The 24,608-nt window shown below is 72.1% G+C and carries 15 protein-coding genes; 6 read left to right on the top strand and 9 right to left on the bottom strand.

The genetic code is table 11. From position 1 onward, the window contains the following. Positions 1-94 precede the first annotated feature (94 nt). On the bottom strand, positions 95-7,465 hold the full coding sequence (locus ACFYQA_RS14945; RefSeq protein WP_388916737.1) for an SDR family NAD(P)-dependent oxidoreductase: 7,371 nt from the start codon (positions 7,463-7,465) through the stop codon (positions 95-97). A gap of 161 nt (positions 7,466-7,626) precedes the next feature. On the opposite strand from ACFYQA_RS14945, the gene ACFYQA_RS14940 reads away from it, so the two are divergent. Genes ACFYQA_RS14940 through ACFYQA_RS14915 form a run of 6 tightly spaced genes read left to right on the top strand, consistent with a single transcriptional unit; the run spans position 7,627 to position 13,670 of the window. Next, positions 7,627-8,655: a 3-oxoacyl-ACP synthase III family protein gene (locus ACFYQA_RS14940; RefSeq protein ID WP_388916734.1), complete on the top strand. Its 1,029-nt coding sequence runs from the start codon at positions 7,627-7,629 to the stop codon at positions 8,653-8,655. Next, positions 8,652-9,605: an alpha/beta fold hydrolase gene (locus ACFYQA_RS14935; RefSeq protein WP_388916731.1), complete on the top strand. Its 954-nt coding sequence runs from the start codon at positions 8,652-8,654 to the stop codon at positions 9,603-9,605. The genes ACFYQA_RS14940 and ACFYQA_RS14935 overlap by 4 nt, the downstream gene beginning before the upstream one ends. Continuing rightward, the gene (locus tag ACFYQA_RS14930; protein WP_388916728.1) at positions 9,602-11,179 is read left to right on the top strand and encodes an AMP-binding protein; all 1,578 of its coding nucleotides are present in this window, start codon (positions 9,602-9,604) and stop codon (positions 11,177-11,179) included. The genes ACFYQA_RS14935 and ACFYQA_RS14930 overlap by 4 nt, the downstream gene beginning before the upstream one ends. Next, complete coding sequence (locus tag ACFYQA_RS14925) at positions 11,176-12,177, top strand: NAD-dependent epimerase/dehydratase family protein (protein WP_388916725.1); 1,002 nt, start codon at positions 11,176-11,178, stop codon at positions 12,175-12,177. Before ACFYQA_RS14930 ends, ACFYQA_RS14925 begins: the two co-directional genes overlap by 4 nt. Positions 12,178-12,186: 9 nt before the next feature. Then, on the top strand, positions 12,187-12,447 hold the full coding sequence (locus ACFYQA_RS14920; RefSeq protein ID WP_388916723.1) for an acyl carrier protein: 261 nt from the start codon (positions 12,187-12,189) through the stop codon (positions 12,445-12,447). Continuing rightward, positions 12,444-13,670 (top strand): beta-ketoacyl-[acyl-carrier-protein] synthase family protein, encoded by a 1,227-nt coding sequence (locus tag ACFYQA_RS14915; protein ID WP_388916720.1) that lies wholly within the window; start codon positions 12,444-12,446, stop codon positions 13,668-13,670. The genes ACFYQA_RS14920 and ACFYQA_RS14915 overlap by 4 nt, the downstream gene beginning before the upstream one ends. Before the next feature lie 210 nt (positions 13,671-13,880). Here ACFYQA_RS14915 and ACFYQA_RS14910 read toward each other — a convergent pair whose 3' ends face one another. From ACFYQA_RS14910 to ACFYQA_RS14875, 8 genes are all read right to left on the bottom strand, one after another. Beyond that, the gene (locus ACFYQA_RS14910; RefSeq protein ID WP_388916717.1) at positions 13,881-15,404 is read right to left on the bottom strand and encodes an amino acid permease; all 1,524 of its coding nucleotides are present in this window, start codon (positions 15,402-15,404) and stop codon (positions 13,881-13,883) included. Positions 15,405-15,558: 154 nt separating this feature from the next. Continuing rightward, on the bottom strand, positions 15,559-17,481 hold the full coding sequence (dxs, locus tag ACFYQA_RS14905) for a 1-deoxy-D-xylulose-5-phosphate synthase (protein ID WP_388916714.1): 1,923 nt from the start codon (positions 17,479-17,481) through the stop codon (positions 15,559-15,561). 208 nt (positions 17,482-17,689) lie between these two features. Then, positions 17,690-18,979 (bottom strand): sugar ABC transporter permease, encoded by a 1,290-nt coding sequence (locus tag ACFYQA_RS14900; protein WP_388916711.1) that lies wholly within the window; start codon positions 18,977-18,979, stop codon positions 17,690-17,692. Further along, positions 18,976-19,767, bottom strand: coding sequence for an ATP-binding cassette domain-containing protein (locus ACFYQA_RS14895; protein WP_381168226.1), 792 nt, complete (start codon positions 19,765-19,767; stop codon positions 18,976-18,978). The genes ACFYQA_RS14900 and ACFYQA_RS14895 overlap by 4 nt, the downstream gene beginning before the upstream one ends. A 192-nt stretch (positions 19,768-19,959) precedes the next feature. After that, positions 19,960-21,063, bottom strand: coding sequence for a sugar ABC transporter substrate-binding protein (locus ACFYQA_RS14890; protein ID WP_388916860.1), 1,104 nt, complete (start codon positions 21,061-21,063; stop codon positions 19,960-19,962). Positions 21,064-21,196: 133 nt separating this feature from the next. Beyond that, the gene (locus ACFYQA_RS14885) at positions 21,197-22,408 is read right to left on the bottom strand and encodes an ROK family protein (protein ID WP_388916707.1); all 1,212 of its coding nucleotides are present in this window, start codon (positions 22,406-22,408) and stop codon (positions 21,197-21,199) included. Between the two features lie 277 nt (positions 22,409-22,685). Beyond that, positions 22,686-23,609, bottom strand: a complete 924-nt coding sequence (locus tag ACFYQA_RS14880) for a carbohydrate ABC transporter permease (protein ID WP_388916705.1) — start codon at positions 23,607-23,609, stop codon at positions 22,686-22,688. Positions 23,610-23,612: 3 nt separating this feature from the next. Continuing rightward, entirely contained in the window at positions 23,613-24,539 is a 927-nt protein-coding gene (locus tag ACFYQA_RS14875) for a carbohydrate ABC transporter permease (protein WP_388916702.1), read from the bottom strand. Between the last annotated feature and the right edge of the window lie 69 nt (positions 24,540-24,608).

The following is a 24,608-nucleotide window of genomic DNA, read 5'->3' as shown; positions in this document are numbered from 1 at the left end:
CCGCCCGGACCGGCGTGCCGGCCGGTCGCCGGTGTGCGCCTGCCCGGCGCCGCTGTGCCGGGGTCCCCGGCGCAGCGGGGGCGGCGGCCTCCGTCTACTCCTGCTCGCCGGTACCCGGTCCCAGTCGCTGGTGGACCAGGCGGGCGAAATGGGTCAGGGTGCGTCCGGTGGCCAGGTCGGCCGGTCCGAGACGGATGTCGAAGAGATCCCTCGCCTGGACCAGGAACTGCATCCCCAGCAGCGAGTCCAGCCCGAAGTCGGTGACGTTGAGCGTGGGGTCCAGGTCGGCCGGATCGGTCTGCAGGACACCCGCGAGGAGCTGCGCGACCGTCTCGGTGATCTTGTGCACCGCCTCGTCCGCCGAGAGGTCCGCCAGCGTGCTCAGGAGCTCGTTGCGGGCGTCCGGGGAGGCCGCGGAGGACTCCGGGGCCAGCAGGGCGAACCGGGGGGTGGCCAGGGCGGGCAGCAGCTGGCGTACGGCTCCCCAGCGGTAGCGGCCCGCTCCGGCGACATCGGCGCCGGCGGCCGGCAGCCGGTCGGCGGTGGTCAGGACCTCGGCGGGGGTGAGCAGTTCGAGGCCGCGTCCGGTCATGGCGGGACCCATGCCGCTGCGGGCGACATAACCGGTTTCGCCGATCGGTCCCCAGGCCAGTGCCGTACCTGTCCGGCCGGCGTCGCGCCGGGCCCGGGTGAGGGCTTCCAGGTAGGCGTTGGCCGCCGCGTAGGCGGCCTGCCCCGGGTTGCCGATGCCGGCGGAGACGGACGAGTAGGTGAGGAACAGATCCAGGTCGCGGTCGGCGGTGAGGCGGTCCAGCAGGGCCGCTCCCGCCGCCTTGGGTGCCATTACGGCGGCGAACCGGTCGTCGGTGAGGTCGGCCAGCACCGCGTCGTCCATGTGCATCGCCGCGTGCACCACGCCGCGCAGGGGGTGCCCGGTGGCGTCCACGGCCTCGACGACCCGGCGCAGCGCGGCTTCGTCGGTGACGTCGGCGGCGTGGGCGGTGGCGTGCACTCCGCGGTCGGCGAGTTCCCGGAGCAGGGCGGGCGCCTCGGGGGCGTCGGGTCCGCTGCGGGAGAGCAGGGCCAGGTGCCGGGCCCCGCGGTCGGCCAGCAGGCGGGTGGTGGCGGCACCGAGTCCGCTCAGTCCGCCGGTGATCAGGTAGGTGCCCTCGCCGTCGAGGCGCAGGGTGCCGGGTGCGGGCTCCACGGGGACGGGTTCGTCCAGGGGGTCGAAGGTGACGACGACCTTGCCGGTGTGCCGGGAGTGCTGCAGGAGGTGGAAGGCCTCCTCGACCCGGGCGGCGGGGTGGACCGTGTGGGGCAGCGGCCGGTAGGTGCCGGAGGCGGCCTCCGCCTCGAAGTCCGCAAGGAGACGGGAGCCCAGTTCCGGGCAGTCGACGACGGCGTCGAGGTTGAAGCCGATGAAGGTGAGGCTGCGGTCGAACGGGCGCAGCGTGATCGGGTTGTTGAGGAAGATGTCCCTCTTGCCGAGCTCGATGAAGCGGCCGTTGGGGCGCAGCAGGTCGAGGCCCCGGGCGATGGCCTCACCGCTGAGGGAGTTCACCAGGACGTCCACACCCCGGCCGCCGGTCAGCTCCCGTACCCGGGGGACGAAGTCCAGGCCGCGGGAGTCGAGCACGTGCTCGGCGCCGAGCGTGCGCAGCAGGTCCCGTTTGGTCTCCGTGCCGGCGGTGGCGATGACGCGGGCGCCCTGACGGCGGGCGCACTGCAGGACGGCCAGGCCCACCGCCCCGGCTCCGCCGTGCACGAGCACGGTCTCCCCGGGGCCGAGGCGGGCCTGGTTGACCAGGGTCTGGTGGACGGTCAGGAAGGCGACGGGGAAGGTCGCCGCTTCCGTGAAGCCCAGCCCGGCGGGGATGCGGACGACGGCGGAGGCGGAGGTCGTCGCGTGGGACGCGAGGGCGGCGGGCACCAGGCCGCACACCCGGTCGCCGGGCTTCAGGCCCCGTACACCCGGTCCCACGGCGCGCACGATGCCGGCGCCGTCGGTGCCCAGTCCGCGGCCGAGCGGGCTGTTCTCCACCGCCTCGGGCGGCAGCAGGCCGTTGGCCCGCATGGGGTCGCGGTAGTTCAGGGCCACGGCCCGCATCTCGAGGGCCACCTCGCCCGGCCCGGGTTCGCGCAGGTCCGTCTGCCGCCAGATCAGCCGCCGGCGCAGGCCGGGGTCGCGGGCTTCCAGGATGTACGGCGTGCCGGCGGGGACGGCGGGTGGTTCGTCCGCCGGGTGCTGGAGGTGCCGGGGGACGAACCGGCCCCGGGCGGTCAGGACGATCTCGTCCTCCCGGGCGTTCGGGTCGTCGTCGGGGGTGAGGAGTTCTCCGGCCAGGCGGCGGGCGTCGGTGCCGGCGTCTGTGGTGCGGTGGCACGACAGACGTCGCAGGCGCAGATCGGGACGCTCGTTGGCGAGGGTGCGGCAGGCCGCCCAGACGGCCGCGTCGACCGGGTGGGACGGCTGCTCCGGGGCGGGGAAGAGGCCGGTCGGGCGGGTGACGAGCCATACCCGGGGGCTCGTACCGCCCTTCAGGCCGTCGCAGGCGGCGGCGAGGGAGCGCAGGAGGGCCGCCCGGCGGGTGGTCCGCGTGACGGTGTCGTGCGGGCCGGGTTCGGCGAGCAGCAGGACGACGTGCGGATCGGAGTCCGTGGGCAGCGTCCCGCGCCAGGCGGTGGCCTCGTCGGGCGCGGTGACGACGGTGGCCTTCCCAAGGTGGGCGGCCAGTGCCCGTGCTGTCGCCGTCTCGGTGTCGTCCTCGACGGCGATCACCCAGGCGGCGCCGGGAACCGTCCGCGGGGGTTCGGCGTCCGGCCCGGGGTCGTGGTCCGCGGCGGCGAGGAGGACGGAGCGGTCCTCGGGCCCGGTCTGCGCCACACCGGAGAAGCCGCACTGCCGCAGCAGCGGTGCCCACTGGTCGCGGGGGAGGATGCGGGACGCCGGGCGCAGGCTGTGGTCGCCGCGCTCCCAGAAGTCGTTCAGCGTGCCGGACAGCAGGGCCTGGAGCCCGGCGTGGTGCGGTTCGGTGGCCAGCAGGTGTCCGCCGGGGGCCAGCACGGTGTGCAGTCGGCGCAGGGTGGCGGCCAGGTCGGTGGTGGCGTGCAGGGCGTCGCCCGCGAGGACGAGGTCGAAACCGCCTCGGGGCAGGCCCTGGCCGATCAGGTCGGCGTCCGGGTCCAGGGTGCGGTGGTCGACGAAGTCGTAGGCGGCGAAACGGTGTTCGGCGCGGGTGAGACCGCTGCCGGTGGTGGCGGTGCAGGTGTAGCGGGTCCGGTCGGCCGGCAGTACGGGCAGGGCCGCGGCCGTCAGGGCGGTGGTGGTCGCGCCGAATTCCAGGACGCGCAGCGGACGGTCGGCGGGCCAGCGGGCGACGATGTCGCCGAGCAGTGCCCGCACGGTGCGGTGGGCGAAGCGGTGGGCCGGGCCGGTCTCGTGGAGTTGCTCGTAGGCGCTGTCCCCGGCCGGCAGGAGTTCGCGTGCGTCGGCGCGTCCTCGCACCACGTCGGGCAGCCGGCGCAGGTGCCGGTTGAGGAGCAGCGTCTCGGCGCCGTACGCGGGATGGTCCTCCACCAGGGCGCGCAAGCGCGCCTCGGCGCGGATGCCGGCGCCGGTCAGCCGCCAGGTCTCCCCGGTCGGCCGGGCGAGGCCGTGCTCGGTCAGCAGGGGCAGCATCAGCCGTGCGAGCCGCCGGTGTCGGGGCTGCAGGCCCCCGGCCACCAGGTCGCTCATCGAGAACGGGGCCGCGGGGTCGGTGAGGAGACCGCGCAGCGTCTCGGCCCAGCAGTGGGCTCCGGCCTGTTCGGCGGCGGCGGTGAACCGGCGGTGGCCGCTGTCGTCCAGGGTGGCGCGTGCGGCGGCGATCCGCGGTTCGGCCGCGCGCGCGACCTCGGTGGGCGTGGGAAGCGGAGAGGACGGGGCGGGGGCTGCCCGGTGGGGGGCGGCCCGGAGCACGGTGCGCTGGACCGTCAGCGGGGTGCCCTGGATCATGTGGCCGCGGCGGGTGCGGCAGCCGTCGATCTCGACGGTGACCGTGCCGTCCGTGTCGGCGTAGGTGATGTCCCAGCACATCTCGTGGGCGCTGCGGCTGCGCCGGCGCAGGTGCACGACGCCCGTGGGCGCGGGGGTGCGCCATACGCGTACGGCCCCGAACACGGTCGGCAGGAACGCGGCGGATTCCGCCTCCGCCCCGGCGAGGGCCACGGTGGCCTGCAGCGGCGCGTCGAGCAGGACCGGGTGGGCGGTGTAGGAGTCTGCGGCGTGCTCCAGCCGGTAGGAGAGCAGCACCTCACCGTCGCCGGCGTCGATGCGGTCGATGAGCTGGAAGTCCGGCCCGCAGTTCAGGCCGATGCCGTGGCACGTCCGGTAGAAGTCCGGGCCGTCGATGCTCCGGTCGCAGCGTGCCCGGAGCGCGTCGACGTCGAGCGGGTCCGGTGCCGTGCCGAGCAGGGTGCGGACCTGGGCGCGTACGACGGGCCGGCACTCCCCGCCGTGTTCCTCGCGGACGCTGATGGTCAGGGCGCCGTCGTCGGGGGTGACCGCGGTCTGCAGGGCGACCGGCGTCGGGTCCGGCCACGGCACGGACAGCGGACGTCCGATCTCCAGGTGCCGTACTTCGACCGGTCGGTCCATGGCCCGCCGGCCGGCGCTCAGTGCCATCTCCACGTAGGCGGCGGCCGGCATGAGAACGTCGTCGCCGATCCTGTGGTCGCCCAGCCAGGGCACCAGTTGCGGTTCGACGGTGCCGTGCCACACGGGGTGCGGGGCGGGCATCCGCTCGCCCACCAGGGGGTGGTCCAGCAGGCCGCTGCCGCTGGTGTGCGCGACCAGGTCCTGCGCGGTGCCGTGCCAGTGCCGTTCGTGCTGCCACGTGTAGGCGGGCAGATCGACCACCCGGCCCGGCCGGGGGAAGTGGTGCCGCCAGTCGGTCGCGGTGCCGGCGGCGAGTACGGCGGCGACGGCCGCCGCGGTCTCGCGGGGGCCGTCCCCGTCGCGGTGCAGGGTGGCGACGCAGGTGGCTCCGGTGCGACGCAGATAGGGGCGCAGCACCGGGTGCGGTCCGATCTCGACCAGGACGCCGGCGTGCTCGGCGGCGAGGCGGGCGGCGGCCTCGGCGAACCGGACGGGTTCGCGGACGTTGCGCCACCAGTACTCGGCGTCGAGTTCCGGCCCGTTCAGCGGGGTGCCGGTGACGGTGGAGACGAACGCGATCCGGGCCGGGGCGGGTTCGAGCCCGTCGAGTGCGGCGAGCAGCGGCTCCCTGATGGGGTCCATGACCCGGCTGTGGAAAGCGTAGTCCAGGTCCAGTTCGCGGAAGAAGACGCCGCGGCCGGTCAGTTCGGCGCCCCAGGCCGCCAGCGCGTCGGCGTCACCGGCGACGGTCACGTCGCTCTCGCTGTTGATGCCCGCGATCTCCAGTGCCCCGTCGTGGCGGAGCAGTTCCTCGCGTGCCCGGGCCTCGGGCAGGCCGACGGCGGCCATGCGGCCCCGGCCCGCCGTGGCGCCCTGGGTGCGGCTGCGCTCGGCGATCACCAGCGCCGCCTGTTCCAGGGTCAGGGCCCCGGCGGCGTGGGCGGCGGCAACCTCTCCGACGCTGTGCCCGGTCACCGCCCGCGGGCGCACGCCGTGCGAGGCGAGCAGCGCGGTCAGGCCCACCTGTACGGCGAACAGGGCCGGCTGGGCCACCTCGGTGCGCTGCCACTTCCGGGGGGACGGGTGGGCCAGTTCCTTGGCCACCGACCGGCCCAGGTGGGGTGCCAGGGCCGCGTCGGCCTCCTCGACGGCCCGGCGGAAGGCCGGTTCGCTCGCCAGCAGGTCGGCGGCCATGCCCGGCCACTGGGAGGCGTTGCCGGAGAACACGAACGCGATCCCGTCCCGCTCGCCGGTGCGCACCGTGGCCCCTCGGGCGGGCTCCCCGGCCGCCAGCCGGTCCAGCTGCCGGGCGGCTTCCTGCGGGTCGGCGGCCAGTACGGCGGCGCGGTGCGGGTGCGCGGTGCGCCGCACGGTGCTGGTGTGGGCCAGGTCGTAGAACTCCTCGGGCTCCGTCTCCCGCAGCCGCTCCGCCATGCGGGCGGTCATCTGCTTCAGCGCCTTGGCGGACCGCGCGGAGACGACCAGGGGCAGCGGGCGCCCGTCCGGCACCGGCCGCGGCTCGGGCTGCCGGGAGGCGGGGGGCAGGGTGACGACGGCGTGGGCGTTGGCTCCGCCGAAGCCGAAGGCGCTCACTCCCACGGCGGCCCGCTCCCCCAGGTCCAGCGGGACGGGGTCGACGGCGGGGGCCAGTCCCAGGCCGTCGAAGTCGATCCGGGGGTTGAGGGGAAGGGCGTGCAGGGACGCCGGGACCAGCCGGTGGCGCAGCACCAGGATGGCCTTGAGCAGGCCGGCCATTCCGGAGGCGGGCTCCAGGTGGCCGAGGTTCGACTTCACCGAGCCGATCGGCAGCGGGGCGCCGCGGCGGCGCCGGCCCAGCGCCCGGCCGATGGCCTCGGCCTCCGCCGGGTCCCCGACCTGGGTGCCGGTGCCGTGGGCCTCGACGTAGACCAGGTCGTCCGCGTCGATCCCGGCCTCCGCGTAGACCGTGTGCAGCAGCGCCTCCTGGGTCTCGGCGCTGGGCACGATCATGCCGGTGCTGCGGCCGTCGGTGTTGTTGCCGGTGGCGGCCAGCACGGCGTGGACGCGGTCGCCGTCCGCCACCGCGTCCGCGAGGCGCTTGAGGACGAGCACCGCGCCGCCCTCGGCGCGGACGAAGCCGTCGGCGTCGGCGGAGAACGCCGCGCAGCGCCCGCGCCGGGACAGCATGCCCGCGTAGGAGAACCCGGCGAAGGAGTAGGGGTTGGACAGCACGTTGATGCCGCCGGCCAGGGCGACGCGGCCGACGCCCTCGCGCAGGGTGCGGCAGGCCCGGTCCAGGGCGACCAGGGCGGAGGAGCAGGCCGTGTCGACGGCCATGCTCGGCCCGCGCAGGTCGAAGGCGTACGACATCCGGTTCGCCGTGATGGACAGGGTGGCGCCGGGCATGGTGTGCGGGCTCGTGTGGTCCTGCATCATCGACAGGTTCACGCCGTAGCCGGGGTCGGAGACGCCCACGTACACGCAGGTGTCCGACCCGGCCAGCGACTCGGCGGGAAGGGCGGCGTCGTCCAGTGCCTCGGCGGCCATCTCCAGCAGCAGCCGCTGCTGCGGGTCGATGTGCCGGGCCTCCGCGGGGGACATGCCGAAGTAGGCGGCGTCGAACGAGGCGACGTCCTGGAGGAAACCGCCGGCGGCGGTGTAGCTGCGGCCGGGCCGTACGGTCCCCGGATCGACCGTCCGGTCCCGGGGCAGCCGGTCGGCGGGCATCTCGCCGACCATGTCCCGTCCGTCGCGCAGCACGGACCACAGTCCGTCCAGGTCCGTGATGCCCCCGGGGAGCCGGCAACCCACGCCCACCACCGCCACGGCCCGTTCAAGCTGCTGCATCGTCAAGTCCCCCGCCTTTTCACGCTGGTTGCAGGTCTCCGCTGCGGATTGAAAAGGGTCAAGAGATGAAAAGACCAATGGGAATCACTCGTTGGGGTGGAGACCGCCGCACAAACGGCATTCCGATCCGGTGGCGGCCGCGACGCCGCTACGGTGACGCGGTGCCCGAAGCCCTCCGTGCCCGTATCGCCGCCGTTTCCGCTCATCTGCCGTCCCGTTACCGGACCTTGGACGAGATCCGCGTCAAGATCACCGAAACCGGCGGGTACGCCCCGCCGCCCGGTCTGCTGGAGGATCTCACCGGTGTGCGCGGGGTCCATGTGCACGAGGACGGCGAGAACGCCTCCGACCTCGCCGTGGCGGCCGCCCGCAGCGCGCTCGGCGAAGCCGGCCTGAAGATCGGCGACGTCGATCTGCTGCTGTTCGCCTCGACCTCGCAGGACCTGGTCGAACCCGCCACGGCCCACCTCGTGGCCACCAAACTGGGCGCCTCCTGCCCGGTGTTCGACGTCAAGAACGCCTGCAACAGCTTCCTCAACGCCATGGAGGTGGCCGCGTCGTTCATCGAGACCGGCCGCTACCGCACGGTTCTCATCGCCTGCGGTGAACCCTCCACCCTGGCCACCCGCTGGCACGCCCCCGACCGGGAGGATCTGCTCAGGGCCCTGCCCGGCTACACCGCCTCCGACGCCGGCGCCGCGATGGTGCTCACCGCCGGCCCTGCGGGTGAAGACGATCCGGGCATCCTGGCCCTGCGGTTCGTCAGCAACTCAGCCGCCTGGGAAGCCTGCACCGTGGCCGGCGGAGGCAGCATGCACCACCTCTCCGTCCACGACGACCACACCACCCTGCGCCTGAACGGGGACCTGCGTCAGGGTGCCCTCGACGTGCTCCCCCGTATCCTGGACACCGCCGGGGAGGAACTCGAAGCGGCGCGCGCCGGCGCTTTCGCCTTCATCGCCTTCCACCAGATCGCCATGCCGCAGTACCGCGAGGTGATCGACTCGTTCTCCCTCCCCGAGGACCGGTGCATGCCCGCGGTGGCCGAGCACGGGAACTGCGCGGCGGCCTCCCTCCCCCTGCAACTGGTCAAGGCACGGGAGGCCGACCGCATCGAGAGCGGGGACCTGGTGGCGATGATCGGCCTGGCCAGTGGTTTCAGCTTCGGCCTGGCTCTCGTCCGGTGGTGACCGCACGAGCCGGCCACGCCCCGGCCCTCGACCCGGCACCGCGCTCCGCCGCACTGGAACGGCTGATGCCGGGCTATCCCGCGCCCCGGCACTGGCGGCGTGTGCCGGTCACCGGACAGCACTACCTCGACCTCGGCTCCGGGCAGCCGGTGCTGTTCCTGCACGGCAACCCGTCGTGGAGCTACGTCTGGCGCAAGCTGCTGCACCGGCTCTCCCCGCACGCCCGCTGCCTGGCACCCGACCTGCCGGGCTTCGGGCTGTCCCGGCACCTGCGGCCGGCTGACGGGGTCCCCGACCCCTACGAGGCCCAGCTGGAGGGTCTGGACATCCTCCACCGCCACCTGGTGCGGGACGAGGGCCTGCCCGAGCGGGGCTGGACGTTCGTCCTGCACGACTGGGGCGGTCCGCTCGGCGCCGCCTGGGCCCTGCGGAACCCGGGCGTGGTGGCCCGGCTGGTCGTCTGCAACACCGTGGCCTTCCCCTTTCCGGACGGCTTCCGGCTGCCGTTCCACCTGCGCTGGATCCGTGACCACCGGCCGGTCGCCGCATTCGTCCACGCCACCAACGCGTTCGCCCGTACCGCCGTGCGCGCCGGAGTCCACCGCCCGCTGCTCCCGGCCGAGCGCCGGGCCCTTCTCCGGCCGACCGCCCGCCGCGCCGAGCGCCGGGCGGTCACCGACGCCGTCCGTGCGATCCCCCGCGGCCCCGCGGACCCCGCGTGGCGGCTGCTCGAACCTCTCGGTGGCGGGGCCGACTTGGCGGAACTGCCCCTGCTCGTCGGCTGGGGCATGCGCGATCCCGTCTTCACTCCGGCCCTGTTGGAGGAATGGGCGCGCCGGTACCCCCATGCCGACATTCACCGCTTCCCCGACGCCGGGCACTTCGTGATGGAGGACGCCGCGGCCGAACTGGGCGACCGTATCCGTGACTTCCTCCAGGGAGCACCATGACCGTGACCGTTCCGGGCATCGCCGCACGCCTGGCCGACCGGCCCGACGCGATCGCCCTCATCGAAAGCCGTAAGGGAACCTCCCGGACAACACGTCGCGACGAACTGGTGCGGCGCTGCCACCACATCGCACAGGCCCTGCGCGACGCCGGTGTCCGGCCCGGCCACAAAGCCGTCGTGATGACCCGCGACGCCCACGACCTCACCGCCGTCTCGTACGCCCTCGGTGTCCTCGGCGCCGTCCCCGTCCTGATCGAACCGCGCGCCGAGGTGGGCCGCTGTCTGGAGGACATCGCCCCGGACGTCTTCGTCGGCGAGCCCCTGGCCCACCTCGGGCGCCGGGCCCTGGGATGGGGCCGCCCGCACGTGCGGATCCCCCTGGTCACCGGCCCCGCGCCGCTCCTCCCGGGACGGCGGCTGGCCACCCGGGTACCGGTCGGCAGCACCCCGCTCCCCCAGGTGCGGGAGCCCGACGGCGACGAGCCGGCCCTGATCGCCTTCACGTCCGGCTCGACCGGACGGCCCAGGGGCGCGGAATACCGCCACGCCACCCTGGCCGGACAGCTCGACGCGCTGACGACGCTGATGGGCCCCCGGCCCGACGACGTACTCCTCGCGGGATTCCTGCCGATCGCGCTGCTCGGCCCGCTCCTGGGCGTGGCCACCGTCGTCCCGGCCATGAGCCACCTGGCCCCGGCCCGCACACCGCCGGAGGAACTCGTCGGGCCGATCCTGAAGCACCGGGCCACCATCGTCCTGGCGTCGCCCGCGGTCCTCACCCTGCTCGCCGGCCACTGCGCCCGCCGTGGCATCTCGCTGCCCTCGGTCCGGCAGGTGCTGTCCTTCGGCGCCCCGCTGCGCGTCCGCCTCGCCGACGCCCTGCGCGACGTCGTGCCGGACGACGCCGAGATCCTCAGCGTCTACGGCGCCACGGAATGCCTGCCCGTCTCCGCGATCGGCGACCACGACCTGCGGGCCTCACGCGTCCGGCCGCCCGCCGGGCACGCCGGCACCTGCCTGGGCCGGCCGCTGCCCGGCATCCACGCCCGGATCCTGGACGCCGACGCCACCGGATGCGGTGAGATCGCCGTCACCGGCCCCACCGTCAGCCCCGCCTACCACGCGCGCCCCGACGCCGACGCCGCCACCAAGAGCGTCACCGGCCGTGGCGTGCTGCACCGCACCGGAGATCTCGGCCGGCTCGACGACCAGGGCCGGCTGTGGTTCCTCGGCCGCAAGGCCCACCTGGTCACCGGCACCGGCTTCACCCTGGCCACCGAGGACATCGAGGCCGCGGCGGACACCACCCCCGGCGTCCGGCGCACCGCCCTGGTCGGGGTCGGCACGGCTGTGTGCCAACTGCCGGCCCTGTGCGTGGAACTCCTGCCCTCCGCCCCCCGCGCCACCGCCCTGGCCGCCGTCCGCGCCGTCGTGAAGGACCATCCGGAAGGGCACCGCGTCGGCGCCCTGCTGCTTCATCCCGGCTTTCCCACCGACCCCCGGCACAACTCCAAGATCGACCGCCCCCGCCTGGCCGGCTGGGCCGCCAAGCGCCTGCGCGGGAGGCTCCGATGAAGGTACTGGTCACCGGCGGGAGCGGCTTCCTCGGCCTGGAGATCTGCCGGCAACTGAGCGCCCGCGGCAACGTCGTCTCCTCCCTGGGCCGCCGCCCCAGCACCACGCTGGAACGGATGGGTGTCCGGCAGCACCTGGGCGATCTCGCCGACACCGCCGCGGTCTCCCGTGCCGTCGCCGGCTGCGACGCCGTCGTCCACAACGCCGCCCTGGCCGGTGTCAGCGGCCCGCCGCGGCCCTACTGGGCCACCAACGTCGTCGGCACCCGCCATGTGATCGAGCAGTGCCGCGCCCACGGGGTACGCACCCTCGTCCACACCTCGACCGCCAGTGTCGTCTTCCGGCCCGGCGGCCTGGAAGGCGTCGCCGAGGACCTCCCCTTCGCCCTTCACCACCTGGCCGCCTACCCCGCCACCAAGGCCCGCGCCGAGGCTCTGGTCCTGGCGGCCCACGGCCCGGAGCCGGCCACCGTGTCGCTGCGTCCGCACATCATCTGGGGGCCTGGCGACCCGCATTTCGTCCCCGCCCTCGCACGCGCCGTGCGGGCCGGCCGTCTGCTGATGCCCGGCGACGGCGACAACCTCGTCGACACCACCCACGTCCGTACCGCCGCCCACGCCCACCTGCTCGCCCTGGACCGCCTGCGGCAGTCACCGGCGGCGGGCGGCCGCGCCTACTTCATCGGCCAGGGCGACCCGCGTCCCCTGCGCGAGATCACCCGGCGCTTTCTGCGGGCCGCCGGCATCGACGCCCGCTGGTGCGCCGTCCCGCCCCGGCCGGCCACCGCCGCGGCCGCCGTCAGCGACATCTTCCTGCGCATGGTCGGCAGCCCCCGCACCCATGCCCTGAGCCGCTTCCTCGTCGCGGAACTGCTGCATCCGCACTACTTCGACCTCACCGCGGCACGCCGCGACCTGGGTTTCGAGCCACCGATCGGATTCGAGGCCGGTCTCGCGGAACTCACCGCGCTCGCCCCGCCCACCCCGGATCACAGCTAAGGACACCCCGTGCCGGAAACCTACGACGCCGTCCGTTCCCTCCTGAACAGCGCCTTCCGCGTCCCCGAGGACGAGATCCGGCCCGAGCTCACACTGGGGCAACTGGATCTGGACTCCCTGGCCCTGACGGAACTGGTGCTCATCCTCCACGAACGCTTCGGGGTGAGGGTCAACGCCGAGCACGCCTCCCGCGATACGACCGTCACCCAGGTCGTCGACCACCTCGACGCGCTGCGTGCGGACGGCACGGAGACGGTGACCTCCTCGTGACGGAGCCCGTCGCCGTCACCGGCCTCGGCCTGGTCACCCCCGCCGGAGAAGGTGCCGACGCCACCTGGGAGGCGGTCTGCCGTGGCGTGGGCACGGCGGCCCACGATCCGGCGCTGGCCGCCCTGCCTGTGGATTTCTCCTGCCGCGTCCCCCTGTCGCGCGAGGCCCTGGACCGGCGTGTCGGACGCACCGCCTGGCGCATGTCGCGCAGCGCCGTACTGGCGGTGCTCGCCGCCCGTGAGGCGGTCCATGACGCCGGCCTCGATCCCGGGACGTGGAACGGGGACCGGGTCGCCGTCGTCATCGGCTGCGGGATGGGGGCGGACGCGGCACGCGAGGAACAGGCCCGGCGTCTGGAGGAACAGGGTGCCGACATGGTCTCCGCGCTCACCGTCCCGCTGATCATCCCGAACATGGCGGCCGGCGAGGTCACCATCGACCTCGGGGCCCGCGGCCCCAGCCTCGCCCCGGCCACCGCCTGCGCCTCCGGCGCCACCGCCGTCGCCGTGGCCCGCGACCTCCTCGTCACCGGCCAGTGCGACGTCGCGGTGACCGGGGCCACCGAAACCGCCGTCACCCCGCTGGTGGCCGCCGGTTTCTGGCGTGCGGGCACCCTGTCCCGGCGTACCGACGCGGTCGCCGGCGCGTCCCGGCCCTTCGCCGCCGACCGTGACGGCTTCGTCCTGGCGGAAGGAGCCGGTGTCCTCGTCCTGGAGCGGGCCGGGGACGCGGCCGCCCGTGGTGCGCGCACCCGCGCCCTGCTCGTGGGCTGCGGCAGCACCTCGGACGCCCACCACCCCACCGCGCCCGCCCCGGACGCCCGGGGTGCGGAGAGGGCCCTGCGCACCGCCCTGGCGGACGCGGGCCTGGCCCCGCGCGACGTCGACCACGTCAACGCCCACGGCACCTCCACACCGCTCAACGACGCCGGCGAGGCGGCCCTGATCGCCCGCGTGCTGCCGCACCGCCCCAGCGTCACCGCGCCCAAGGGCGTGCTCGGTCACAGCCTGGGGGCGGCGGGCGCAGTCGAGGCGGCACTGACCGTGCTCACCCTCCAGCACCGCACGGTGCCGCCGGTCGCGAACCTGCGGGCCCCGGCGCCCGGGTTCGACATCGACTGCGTCACCGGGGAACCCCGTCGGCAGGACGTCCGCGTCGCCGTCAGCCACTCCTTCGGCTTCGGCGGCCACAACGTCGTCCTCGCGCTGACCGGGGCCTCCTGACGGCTCGGCGTCCGGACAGGGACGCCGGCGGCGCCCCGTGGTCACGCGTGCGGGGCCCCTGTGGCGAAGCGCTGCCGGGGGCTCTCGTGCGCATCACGCCGGGCTTGTAGAGGGCCCGTCAGACCCGCGGACCCTACGGCCGGGCACCGCGCTCTGATCCTGCCCGGTCCGGACGAAGGACCCCGGCGGCTTCGGACCGGGCCCGTCGGTTCAGTGGGAGTCCGGGCCGGACGGTTCGAGGGGCTCCCCCGGCTTCATCCCCTCGCCGCGGCCCAGGCGGCTGTGGCTGCGGCTGTAGAGGAAGTAGACGACGACGCCGATCACCATCCAGATGGCGAACCGCAACCAGGTCTCGGCGGGCAGGTTCAGCATCAGCCACATCGAGGCGGCGACCGACAGGATCGGCAGGAACGGCACCCACGGGGTGCGGAAGGCCCGCGGCAGGTCGGGCCGGGTCCGGCGCAGGATGATCACGCTGAGCGCGACGATGACGAAGGCGAACAGCGTGCCGATGTTCACCAGCTCGGCGAGTTCCGTCAACGGGGTGAAGCCCGCCACGATCGCGATGATGACGCCGAGCAGGATGGTCGGCCGGTGCGGGGTCCTGAACCGGGGGTGGACGCGGGAGAAGAAGCGGGGCAGCAGTCCGTCCCGGCTCATCGCGAAGAACACCCGGGTCTGGCCGAGCAGCAGGATCATGCAGACCGTGGTCAGGCCGACGGCGGCGCCGAAGCTGATGAAGCCCGCGTACCAGGGATGCCCGGTGGCCTTGAACGCGTCCGCGAGCGGGGCGTCCACGGACAGCTCGCTGTAGTGCTGCATGCCGGTGACGACGATCGACACGGCGACGTACAGCACGGTGCAGATGAGCAGGGAGCCGAGGATGCCGCGGGGCATGTCCCGCTGCGGGTTCCTGGTCTCCTCCGCGGCCGTGGCGACGATGTCGAAGCCGATGAAGGCGAAGAAGACCACCGAGGCCGCGGTGAAGATGCCCATCACGCCGAAGTCGGACGGCGCCCAGCCGAACATCAGCTGGATGAGCGGTGAGTGGAGGCCGTCACTGGCAGCGACGGGCTTCGCCTCGGGGATGAACGGGGTGTAGTTGTCGGCGGTGATGAAGAAGGCGCCGGCGATGATGACGACGAGGACGACGGCCAGCTTGATGGCGACGACGACCGTGGTGACCCGGGCGGACAGCTTCATGCCGAGGACGAGGACGCCGGTGAGGATCAGCACCAGGGCGGCGGCGAGGATGTCGAAACCGAAGACCTTGGCCCCGTCCCGGATGCCGAGCTCGGCGGGCAGCTGCCAGCCCGCGTTGTCCAGCAGCGAGTGGATGTACCCGGACCAGCCGACGGCCACCACCGCGGTGCCGAGCGCGAACTCCAGGATTAGGTCCCAGCCGATGATCCAGGCGGGCAGTTCGCCCAGGGACGCGTACGAGAAGGTGTAGGCGGAGCCCGCCACCGGGACGGTGGCGGCGAACTCGGCGTAACAGAGCGCGGCGAGCGCGCAGACGACACCGGCCACCACGAAGGCCAGGGCCACCGAGGGCCCGGCGTTGTTCTTGGCGACCGTACCGGTGAGGACGAAGATGCCGGTGCCGATGATGACGCCGACGCCGAAGACGGTCAGATCCAGCGCGGACAAGGACTTCTTGAGCGCGTGCTCCGGCTCCTCGGTGTCACGGATGGACTGCTCGATCTTCTTCGTCCGAAAGAGGGTGTTGCTCACGGATACCTCCCACGCTGTGTCGTCCCCGACATGATCGAGAGGGGCCCTGGAACGTGTGCCCCGGCGCAGGCGTCTTCACGCGAACGGGTCGCCCGCACCACTCTTCGCAGTGGCACGGGCGACCCGTTCGGGCGTATCGGCGGGAGGTGTCGGTTCAGTCGCGGGCCGATTCCACCGAGTCGGCGACGGAGCGCGCGTATCCGCCGTCCAGCTTCGAGACCAGGCCGGTGACCTGGCGGGCGATGTCGGGGGCGGTGAGGCCGACCTCCGCCATCACCTCGGCGCGCGAGGCGTGGTCGAGGAAGCGCGGCGGGATGCCGAAGTCGCGCAGCGGCATGTCGAGGCCCGCGTCGCGCAGGGCCTGCGCGATCGTCGAGCCGACCCCGCCGACGCGGGAGTTGTCCTCGACGGTGACGACGACACGGTGCTTCCCGGCGAGCGGGGCCATGGCCTCGTCGACGGGCTTGACCCAGCGCGGGTCGACGACGGTGGTGGAGATGCCCTGCTTCTCGAGCAGGCCGGCGATCTCCAGGCACATCGGCGCGAGGGCGCCCACGGAGACCAGCAGCACGTCCGGGGTGTCGGTGCCGGGCTCGCGCAGGACGTCCATGCCGCCCACCCGGCCCACGGCCGGCACGGCGGGTCCGACGGCGCCCTTGGAGAAGCGGACCACGGTCGGCGCGTCGGTGACCTCGACGGCCTCCCGGAGCTGGGCGCGGACCTGGTCGGCGTCGCGCGGGGCGGCCAGCCGCAGCCCGGGGACGACCTGGAGGATCGACATGTCCCACATGCCGTTGTGGGAGGCGCCGTCGGTGCCGGTGATGCCGGCCCGGTCCAGGACGAAGGTGACACCGCACTTGTGCAGGGCCACGTCCATCAGCACCTGGTCGAAGGCGCGGTTGAGGAAGGTGGCGTACACGGCGAAGACGGGGTGGACCCCGCCGTGGGCCAGGCCCGCCGCGGAGACGGCGCCGTGCTGCTCGGCGATGCCGACGTCGTAGACCCGGTCGGGGAACCGCTTGGCGAACTTGTCGAGGCCGACGGGCTGGAGCATGGCCGCGGTGATGGCGACGACGTCCTCGCGCTCCTCGCCGAGCTTGACCATCTCCTCGCCGAAGACGGACGTCCAGTCGGCGCCGGAGGAGGCGATCGGCAGGCCCGTGTCGGGGTGGATCTTGCCGACGGCGTGGAAGCGGTCCGCCTCGTCCGCCAGGGCGGGCTGGTAGCCGCGGCCCTTCTCGGTGAGGCAGTGCACGATCACGGGGCCGCCGAAGCCCTTGGCGCGGGTGAGGGCGGACTCCAGGGCCTCGATGTCGTGGCCGTCGATGGGGCCCACGTACTTCAGGCCCAGGTCCTCGAACATGCCCTGTGGGGCGATGAAGTCCTTCAGGCCCTTCTTGGCGCCGTGCAGGGTGTCGTAGAGCGGCCGGCCGACGACCGGGGTGCGCTCCAGGACCTCCTTGGTACGGGCCAGGAAGCGCTCGTAGCCGTCGGTGGTGCGCAGGGTCGCGAGGTGGCTGGCGAGGCCGCCGATGGTGGGCGCGTAGGAGCGCTCGTTGTCGTTGACGACGATGACGAGCGGGCGGTCCCTGGCGTCGGCGATGTTGTTCAGCGCCTCCCAGGCCATGCCGCCGGTGAGGGCGCCGTCACCGATGACGGCGACGACGTGGTCGCCGGTCTTCCTCAGCTGGTTGGCCTTGGCGAGGCCGTCGGCCCAGCCGAGGACGGTGGAGGCGTGGCTGTTCTCGATGACGTCGTGGTCGGACTCGGCCTGCGAGGGGTAGCCGGAGAGGCCGCCCTTCATCTTCAACCTGGAGAAGTCCTGCCGGCCGGTCAGCAGTTTGTGTACGTAGGACTGGTGTCCGGTGTCCCAGAGCACTTTGTCCCTGGGGGATTCGAAGACGCGGTGCAGGGCGAGGGTGAGTTCCACCACGCCCAGGTTGGGGCCGAGGTGGCCACCGGTCTTGGAGACCGCCTCGACGAGGAAGGTCCGGATCTCCTCGGCCAGCCGGTCGAGCTCCCCCAGGGTGAGCCGGTCCAGATCGCGCGGTCCCCTGATACGGGTCAGCAGCGGCACCCGTGCCTCCTTGCAGTAGAGCTGATCGAGCTGTTGCCGGGCTCGTCGAGTCTAATGTTCCGCCCGGGCGCCCTGCGTCCGGGCGGTGCTTCGTAGGTCACGCCCTCGACTTTGCCCGTGATTCGGACCGTGCCGCGGCACGGCTGTGCCCGGTACCGCGCGGGTACCGGGCACAGATTCTTTGCGGACGGTGCCGCCGCGGGAGCCGCTAGGCGCGGCCCGCTGTCTTCTGGGTCTTGCGGGTGACGGCGTCGATGACGACGGTCGCCAGCAGGACACCACCGGTAATCATGTACTGGACCGGCGAGGCGATGCCCTCGAGGGCGAGGCCGTACTGGATCGAGACGATGACCATCACACCGAGCAGCGCGTCCCAGGTGCGGCCGCGGCCGCCGAAGAGGGACGTACCGCCGATCACGGCCGCGGCGATGACGTTCATCAGGAACTCACCGGTACCCGCGCCCTGGTTGGCGGAGGCGATCTTCGAGGCGACGAAGAGGCCGCCGATCGCGGCGAAGGTGCCGGCGATCGCGAAGACCGAGATCCGGACCAGCTCCACGTTGATACCGGCACGGCGGGACGCCTCCACGCTGCCGCCGAGCGCGAAGACCTTGCGGCCGTAGACGGTGCGGCGCAGCACGAAGTCCGTGCACACCAGGACCGCGAGGAAGATCACCACGGCCAGCGGCAGGCCCTTGGACTGGTTGAAGACGATCGCCACGGCGAACGCCAGGACGGCCAGCAGCACGGTCCGCACGATGATCTCGTTGAGCGGCCGGGACGGCACACCGGCGGCCTCGCGGCGGCGGTTGTCGGAGAACGCGAGGAGGAAGTAGCCCACGGTCACGACGATCGCCAGGCCGTAGGCGGCCGCCACGTCGGAGAAGTAGTGGCTGGTCAGCTGGGCGACCAGGCCCTCGGAGTCGAGGTTGATGGTGCCGTTGCTGCCCAGGATCTGCAGCATGAAGCCCTGCCAGAACAGCAGGCCGGCCAGCGTTACGGCGAAGGCCGGGACGCCGATGCGGGCGAAGATGAAGCCGTGGATGGCTCCGGCCACCGTGCCGGTGAGGATGGCCAGCACCAGGGCCAGCACCTCGTTCATGCCGTGCGTGACGCTCAGCACTGCGAAGGCGGCGCCCGCGACACCGCTGACCGAACCGACCGACAGGTCGATCTCGCCGAGCAGCAGGACGAAGACGATACCGACCGCGATCATGCCCGTGCCGACCATGGCGACCGACATGTCGGAGAAGTTGCCCGCGGTGAGGAAGTTGGGGTTCAGGCTGGTGAAGATGCCCCAGATGATCAGCAGGCCCACCACTACGGGAAGGGAGCCGAGGTCACCTGCCTTCAGCTTCCGCTTGAACTCGCCGATGTAGCCGGCGAGGCCCTGTTCGCGCACCAGCAGCCGGGGGTCGACGACGGTGACCGCCGCGGCGGCCGCCTCGGTGTTCTCGACCGTGTCGGCGGCGGGCGTCGAGGTCTTTTCGGTGCTCACTTGCCGGCCTCCCCATTGGCGCGCGCCGCACGACGGGTCACGGCGTTCTCCGTGGCTCCGGTGATGGCGGAGATGATCTCTTCCTGCGAGGTCGACTTGACCTCGAATATGCCGTTGTTGCGCCCGAGGCGCAGGACGGCGACCTTGTCCGCCACGGCCTTGACGTCGGCCATGTTGTGGCTGATGAGGATGACGGCGTGGCCGCGCTCGCGCAGCCGCTCGACCAGGTCGAGGACCTGCGCGGTCTGCTCGACGCCGAGGGCGGCGGTGGGCTCGTCGAGGATCACCAGCTTGGGCTCGCCGAGCATGGACCGGGCGATCGCCACGACCTGGCGCTGACCGCCGGAGAGCGAGGCGATCGGAATGCGGACGCTGGGGATGCGGATCGACAGCGTGTCGAGCAGCTCACGGGAGCGGCGCTCCATCTCCACCTCGTCCAGGACACCGCGCTTGCGGAGCTCCCGGCCCAGGTAGAGGTTGCCGACGACGTCGATGTTGTCGCACAGCGCGAGGTCCTGGTAGACCGTCGCGATGCCCAGGTTCTGGGCGTCGTGCGGCCGGTTGATCTGAACGGTCTTGCCGTTCCACTCGATGACGCCCTCATCGATGGGGTGCACGCCGGCGATCGTCTTGACCAGCGTGGACTTTCCGGCGCCGTTGTCGCCCACCAGGGCGACCACTTCACCGGCACGGACCTCAAGCTCTACATCGGTGAGCGCCTGGACGGCACCGAATCGCTTGGAGACCCCGCGCAACGCCAGCACGGGCGTAGCGGACACGTGAACCATCTCCTTCGCCGCCTGACCCGGCGGGAGGTTGTGCAGAAGTATGGGGGGTGTTCCGACCGGCGCCCCGCGTAGCCTGCGGGGCTGGTGTGTGCGGGGCGCCGGTCGGAGCTCATGGCAGTCGGTCCCGTACGGGAGCCCGGTGCGGACTCCCGTTCAGCTCTGGGGACTTGGGACTGCGGACCGCGAAGCGGTCTACTTGAGACCGATCTTGTCGCAGGCGGCCTTGTACTTGTCCGTGCAGATCTCCTCGACGGTGTAGATGCCGTCCTTGATCACGGTGTCGTTGATGTTCTCCTGAGTCAGCGACACGACCGGGACGAGCACCGAGGGGATGCCCTTGGTGGTGGCGCTGTCGGCCGTGTCCTTGGCGATGGAGTCCAGCGGCTTGCCCTGGGCGAGCAGGACGGCCATCTCCGCGGCGACGTTCGCCTCCTGCGGGTACGACTTGTAGACGCTCATGTGCTGCTCACCGGTCACGATGCGCTGCACACCCGCGAGTTCGGCGTCCTGGCCGGTGACCGGGATGTCGTCGATGCCGGCGGCCTTCAGGGCGGTGATGATGCCGCCCGCCATGCCGTCGTTGGCGGAGTAGACGCCGACGATCTTGTCCTTGCCGAGGGCGGAGATGGCGCCCTCCATGTTGGCGTTGGCGTTCTCCGGCTTCCACTCCTTGGTGTCGTACTCGCGGCCGACCTTCACCTTGCCGTCGAGGACGGAGTGCGCGCCTTCCTTGAACTGGGCGGCGTTCGGGTCCGTGGAGGCCCCGTTCATCATGACGATCTGGCCGCCCTTGGCCTTGTCGCCCAGGGCCTCGAGGAGGGCCTCGCCCTGGGTCTTGCCGACGGTCACGTTGTCGAACGAGGTGTAGGCGTCGATCGGACCCTCGGCCAGGCGGTCGAAGGCCACGACCGGGATGCCGGCCTCCTTGGCCTTCTTCACCGAGCCGGCGATGGCCTTGAAGTCCACCGCACCCACGATGAGCGCGTCGACCTTGTTGGTCACCATCGTGTCGACCTGCTGGTTCTGCAGGCTGGCGTCCTGCTTGGCGTTGGCGTAGACGACCTCGCCCTTGTTGTTCGTGAGCTCCTTGACCTTCTTCTCGATCAGGGGCTTGTCGAACTTCTCGTACCGCGCGGTCTGGTTCTCCGGCAGGAGCAGACCGATCTTGATGTTGTCGCCCTTGGCGGCGGAGTCGCCCGAGTCGCTGTCCTTGTCACCGGACTCGGCGGCGCTGCCGCAGGCGGCGAGAGAGACGGCCAGTGCGCTGGCGGCAACGGCAATGGCGGTACGACGCATACGCGTATTCACTTCAGAAACCTCCCTGACGAGGCCGCGACGTTGCGGCCGAGGTGGCTGGAAGTCAACTCGGCCACACGTGCGACGTCAAGAAGTAAATCCTTAACGAGATGGCAACGGTGCCAATCGTTCTCTAAGTGAAGGCAGGAGAGGTCGCGGCGAGGGTGCCGTTCGCCGTGCCGTCCAACAGGGTCGAATCGCCCATCTCGCCCAACGCGAGGGCGAGCGCGCCGAGTACCTCCGCACGGCCCCCAAGCGCTCCGGGGAGCACGGACAGTTGGCGCGCGGCGCTCGGGATCGCGTAACGGCCGACGGACTCCCTTATGGGGCCGAGGACCAGCTCGCCGGCCTCGGCGAGGTCACCGCCGAGGACCACCCGGCTCGGGTTCAACAGGTTGCAGAGATTGGCGACTCCACTGCCGATGTGACGGCCCACGTCGGCGATCACCCTACGGCAGCCCGGATCGCCGCCGCGCGCCAACCGTACGACACCTTCCATCGTCAGATCCGTGCCGTGGCTGGGCTGGAGCAGGGGCAGCACGTAGCGGGCCGCCGTGAAGGTCTCCAGACAGCCGCGATTGCCGCAGCGGCAGACGGGGCCGGACTCGTCGAGCGTGATGTGCCCGATCTCCCCCGCGGTGCCGCCCGGCCCGCGGTAGATCTTCCCACTGATCACCAGACCGGCGCCGACACCGCTGGCGACCTTGATGTACGCCAGGTCGCGCACGCCCCGGCCGCTGCCCCAGACCATCTCGCCGAGGGCGCCCAGGTTCGCGTCGTTGTCCACGTGCACGGGCACGCCGAGCCGCCCCCGCAGCTCCTCGGCGGGATTGGTGCCGGTCCAGCCGGGCAGGATCGCGGTCGAGCCCAGGGTGCCGGACTCCATGTCGATGGGTCCGGGCACGCCGAGGCCGACCCCGGCGACCTTGGCCCGGTCCACGCCGGTCGCCTCGATCAGCCGGTCGACCAACTGCTCGGCCCGGTCGAAGCCCTGGGCCGCGGAGGCGTCCACGTCCAGCGGCTCGGACTCCTCGGCGAGCACCTGGTGGGCCAGGTTCCCGACCGCGACCCGCAGGTGGGTGTGCCCGAAGTCCACGCCCACGACGATCCCGGCGTCCCCGCTGAGCGATACGCTGCGGGCCCGGCGGCCGCCCGACGAGGTGGGCGTGACCTCGACGGTCCCGCTCCCCTTCAGCTCCCGGACGATATTGGACACCGTCGCCGCGGACAGACCCGTGGTCCTCGCGATCTCGGCCTGGGTGAGGGAGCCCGCCAGACGTACTGCTCGAACGACCCGTTCAAGATTGGCTCGGTGCAGCGACGACTGCGACCCCGGAGTCTCCACGACGACCTCCTGCGCGCGGGGCCGCTTCGATGAGACCCCGTTCCGTGTCCAACTAGTGAACTCTAAGATGAGCCGTTCGGGTCGCCTCCCGTCAAGAGGTTGAACCGTTTCCAGGTCTGTGGACACCACTGCACCCGCCGCTCCCTGGGGTGGGAGCCGCGGGTGCGCGAGGCAATCCGGAGGGTGACTTCAGAGGGTCCGGTGACGGCTCCCCGGGGCGCCTTCCGCAGCGCCTTCCGGGCAGCGCCGGCCGGCAAAAGGGCAGGAGGGCAGGAGGCTACTTGAGTGCGCCCGCGGTGAGGCCCTGCACGACCTGGCGCTGGAAGATGATGTACGCGGCGAGCACGGGGAGCATCGCCATCACGAGGCCGGCGAAGAGACCGGACCAGTCCCCCTTGTAGCCTTGGCTGACGGCCAGCTGCACCAGGCCCTGGGTGAGCACGTGCTTGTCCTCGTCGGTGTTGAGCACGGTGGGCAGCATGTACTGGTTCCACTGGCCCAGGAAGTTGAAGATCCCCACGCTGATCAGGCCCGGTTTGGCCATCGGGAGCATGATCTGGAAGAACGTCCTGCTGTGCGAGGCGCCGTCCACGAACGCGGCCTCCGCCACGCTGCTGGGCAGAGTCCGGAAGAACGCGGTCAGGAAGAACACCGTGAACGGCAGCGAGTACGCGATGTAGACCAGGATCAGCCCGTGGATCGTGTTCAGCAGGCCCATGTTGTTGACGACGTAGAACAGCGGAACCAGCGCGAGCATGATCGGGAAGCTCATGCCGCCGATGAACAGGTAGTAGATGAACCGGTTGCCCGGGAACTCGAAGCGGGCCAGCACATAGGCGGCCATCGAACCCAGCACCAGGGTGCCGATGAGCGAGCCGCCCACGACCAGGATGGTGTTGAGGAAGTAGTCGCTCATATGGGCCTGGGACCAGGCCCGTGACCAGTTCTCGAAGTGGAGCTCGTCAGGCAGCGACCAGGGCGAGCCGAAGATGGAGGCGTCGTCCTTGAAGGACGTCATCACCGCCCACAGCAGCGGCAGGGCCACCATGATCGCCCAGATCACCAGGATTCCGTGCGAGAAGACGTTGAGGACGCCGCCCGCCTTCTTCTCCCTGGGAGGCGCGCCGGCGGGGACGTCGGTCTTGGTGACGGTGACACCGGACTCGGCCGGTACCGGGGCGGGGGTCTCGGTCGTCTTCATTGATCAGTACTCCAGCCGCTCGCGCCGCCCCAGCTTCATCACGACGGCGGCGAAGGCCAGCGTGACGAGGAGGAGGGCGACACCGATGGTGGTGGCGTAGGCGGCCTGACCGTCGCGGAACGCCTTCTGGTACACGTACAGGACCATGACGGTGGTCGAGTAGTCGGGGCCGCCGGGCCCGGTCGTCATGATGTGTACGACCGCGAACGATTCGGCGCCCAGGGCGAGGATGCCCATGTAGACCCAGCCGGACTGCACGGTGTCCCACAGCAGCGGCAGGGTGATGCGGAAGAAGGTGGTGATCCGGTTGGCGCCGTCCAGCAGCGCCGCCTCGTAGAGGTCCAGCGGGATGGACGCCATGCCGGCGGAGAAGAGGACCACGAAGAAGCCCACCGTGGACCAGACGATCACCGCCATGACGGCCCACAGGGCGAGGTCCGGGTCGCCCAGCCAGAGCGGCTGGATGCCGTCGAGCCCGACCGCCCGCAGGAACGAGTTGATCGCACCACTGTCGGGGTTGTACGCGAATGCGAACAGCAGGGCGACGATCGCGATCGAGAGCACCTGCGGGAAGAAGTAGACGATCTTGTAGAAGGCGGAGCCCCGGACCCCCGAGATCACCGGTCCGCCGCGGCGCCGCCGGCCGCCCACGTTGATCATGAAGGAGAGGAACAGCGCCAGACCGATCGTCACCACCGGTACCAGCAGGGCGAACAGCAGACTGTGCTGCAACGACTTCCAGAAGATGTCGTCGTCCAGCATGCGTTCGTAGTTGGCGAACCCGACCATCTCGAAGTCGGGGCTCAGACCGGTCCAGTCCGTGAACGAGTAGTAGATCGACTGGACGAACGGCCAGACGACGAAGAGCGCGTACAGCCCCAGGGGAACCGCCAGGAACCCCACGATGAACCGGTACTTGCCGTGCTGCATTGCTACGACCCCGATCTGCGCGCGGGCGGCCGTCGGGGCCTGTCCGGCAACGGTGCGCCGGACAGGCCC

The sequence above is a fragment of the Streptomyces sp. NPDC005774 genome (assembly GCF_042871645.1).
GTDB lineage: Bacteria > Actinomycetota > Actinomycetes > Streptomycetales > Streptomycetaceae > Streptomyces > Streptomyces pratens.
The sequence above is the reverse complement of the archived record's forward strand: the minus strand, read 5'-3'. Positions and strand labels throughout refer to the sequence as shown.

Excerpts from the sequence above, each read along its gene's own strand:
- ACFYQA_RS14945 (WP_388916737.1), bottom strand. The coding sequence starts at position 7,465 with ATGCAGCAGCTTGAACGGGCCGTGGCGGTGGTGGGCGTGGGTTGCCGG.
- ACFYQA_RS14930 (WP_388916728.1), top strand. The coding sequence starts at position 9,602 with ATGACCGTGACCGTTCCGGGCATCGCCGCACGCCTGGCCGACCGGCCC.
- ACFYQA_RS14925 (WP_388916725.1), top strand. The coding sequence starts at position 11,176 with ATGAAGGTACTGGTCACCGGCGGGAGCGGCTTCCTCGGCCTGGAGATC.
- ACFYQA_RS14895 (WP_381168226.1), bottom strand. The coding sequence starts at position 19,767 with ATGGTTCACGTGTCCGCTACGCCCGTGCTGGCGTTGCGCGGGGTCTCC.
- ACFYQA_RS14890 (WP_388916860.1), bottom strand. The coding sequence starts at position 21,063 with ATGCGTCGTACCGCCATTGCCGTTGCCGCCAGCGCACTGGCCGTCTCT.
- ACFYQA_RS14880 (WP_388916705.1), bottom strand. The coding sequence starts at position 23,609 with ATGAAGACGACCGAGACCCCCGCCCCGGTACCGGCCGAGTCCGGTGTC.
- ACFYQA_RS14875 (WP_388916702.1), bottom strand. The coding sequence starts at position 24,539 with ATGCAGCACGGCAAGTACCGGTTCATCGTGGGGTTCCTGGCGGTTCCC.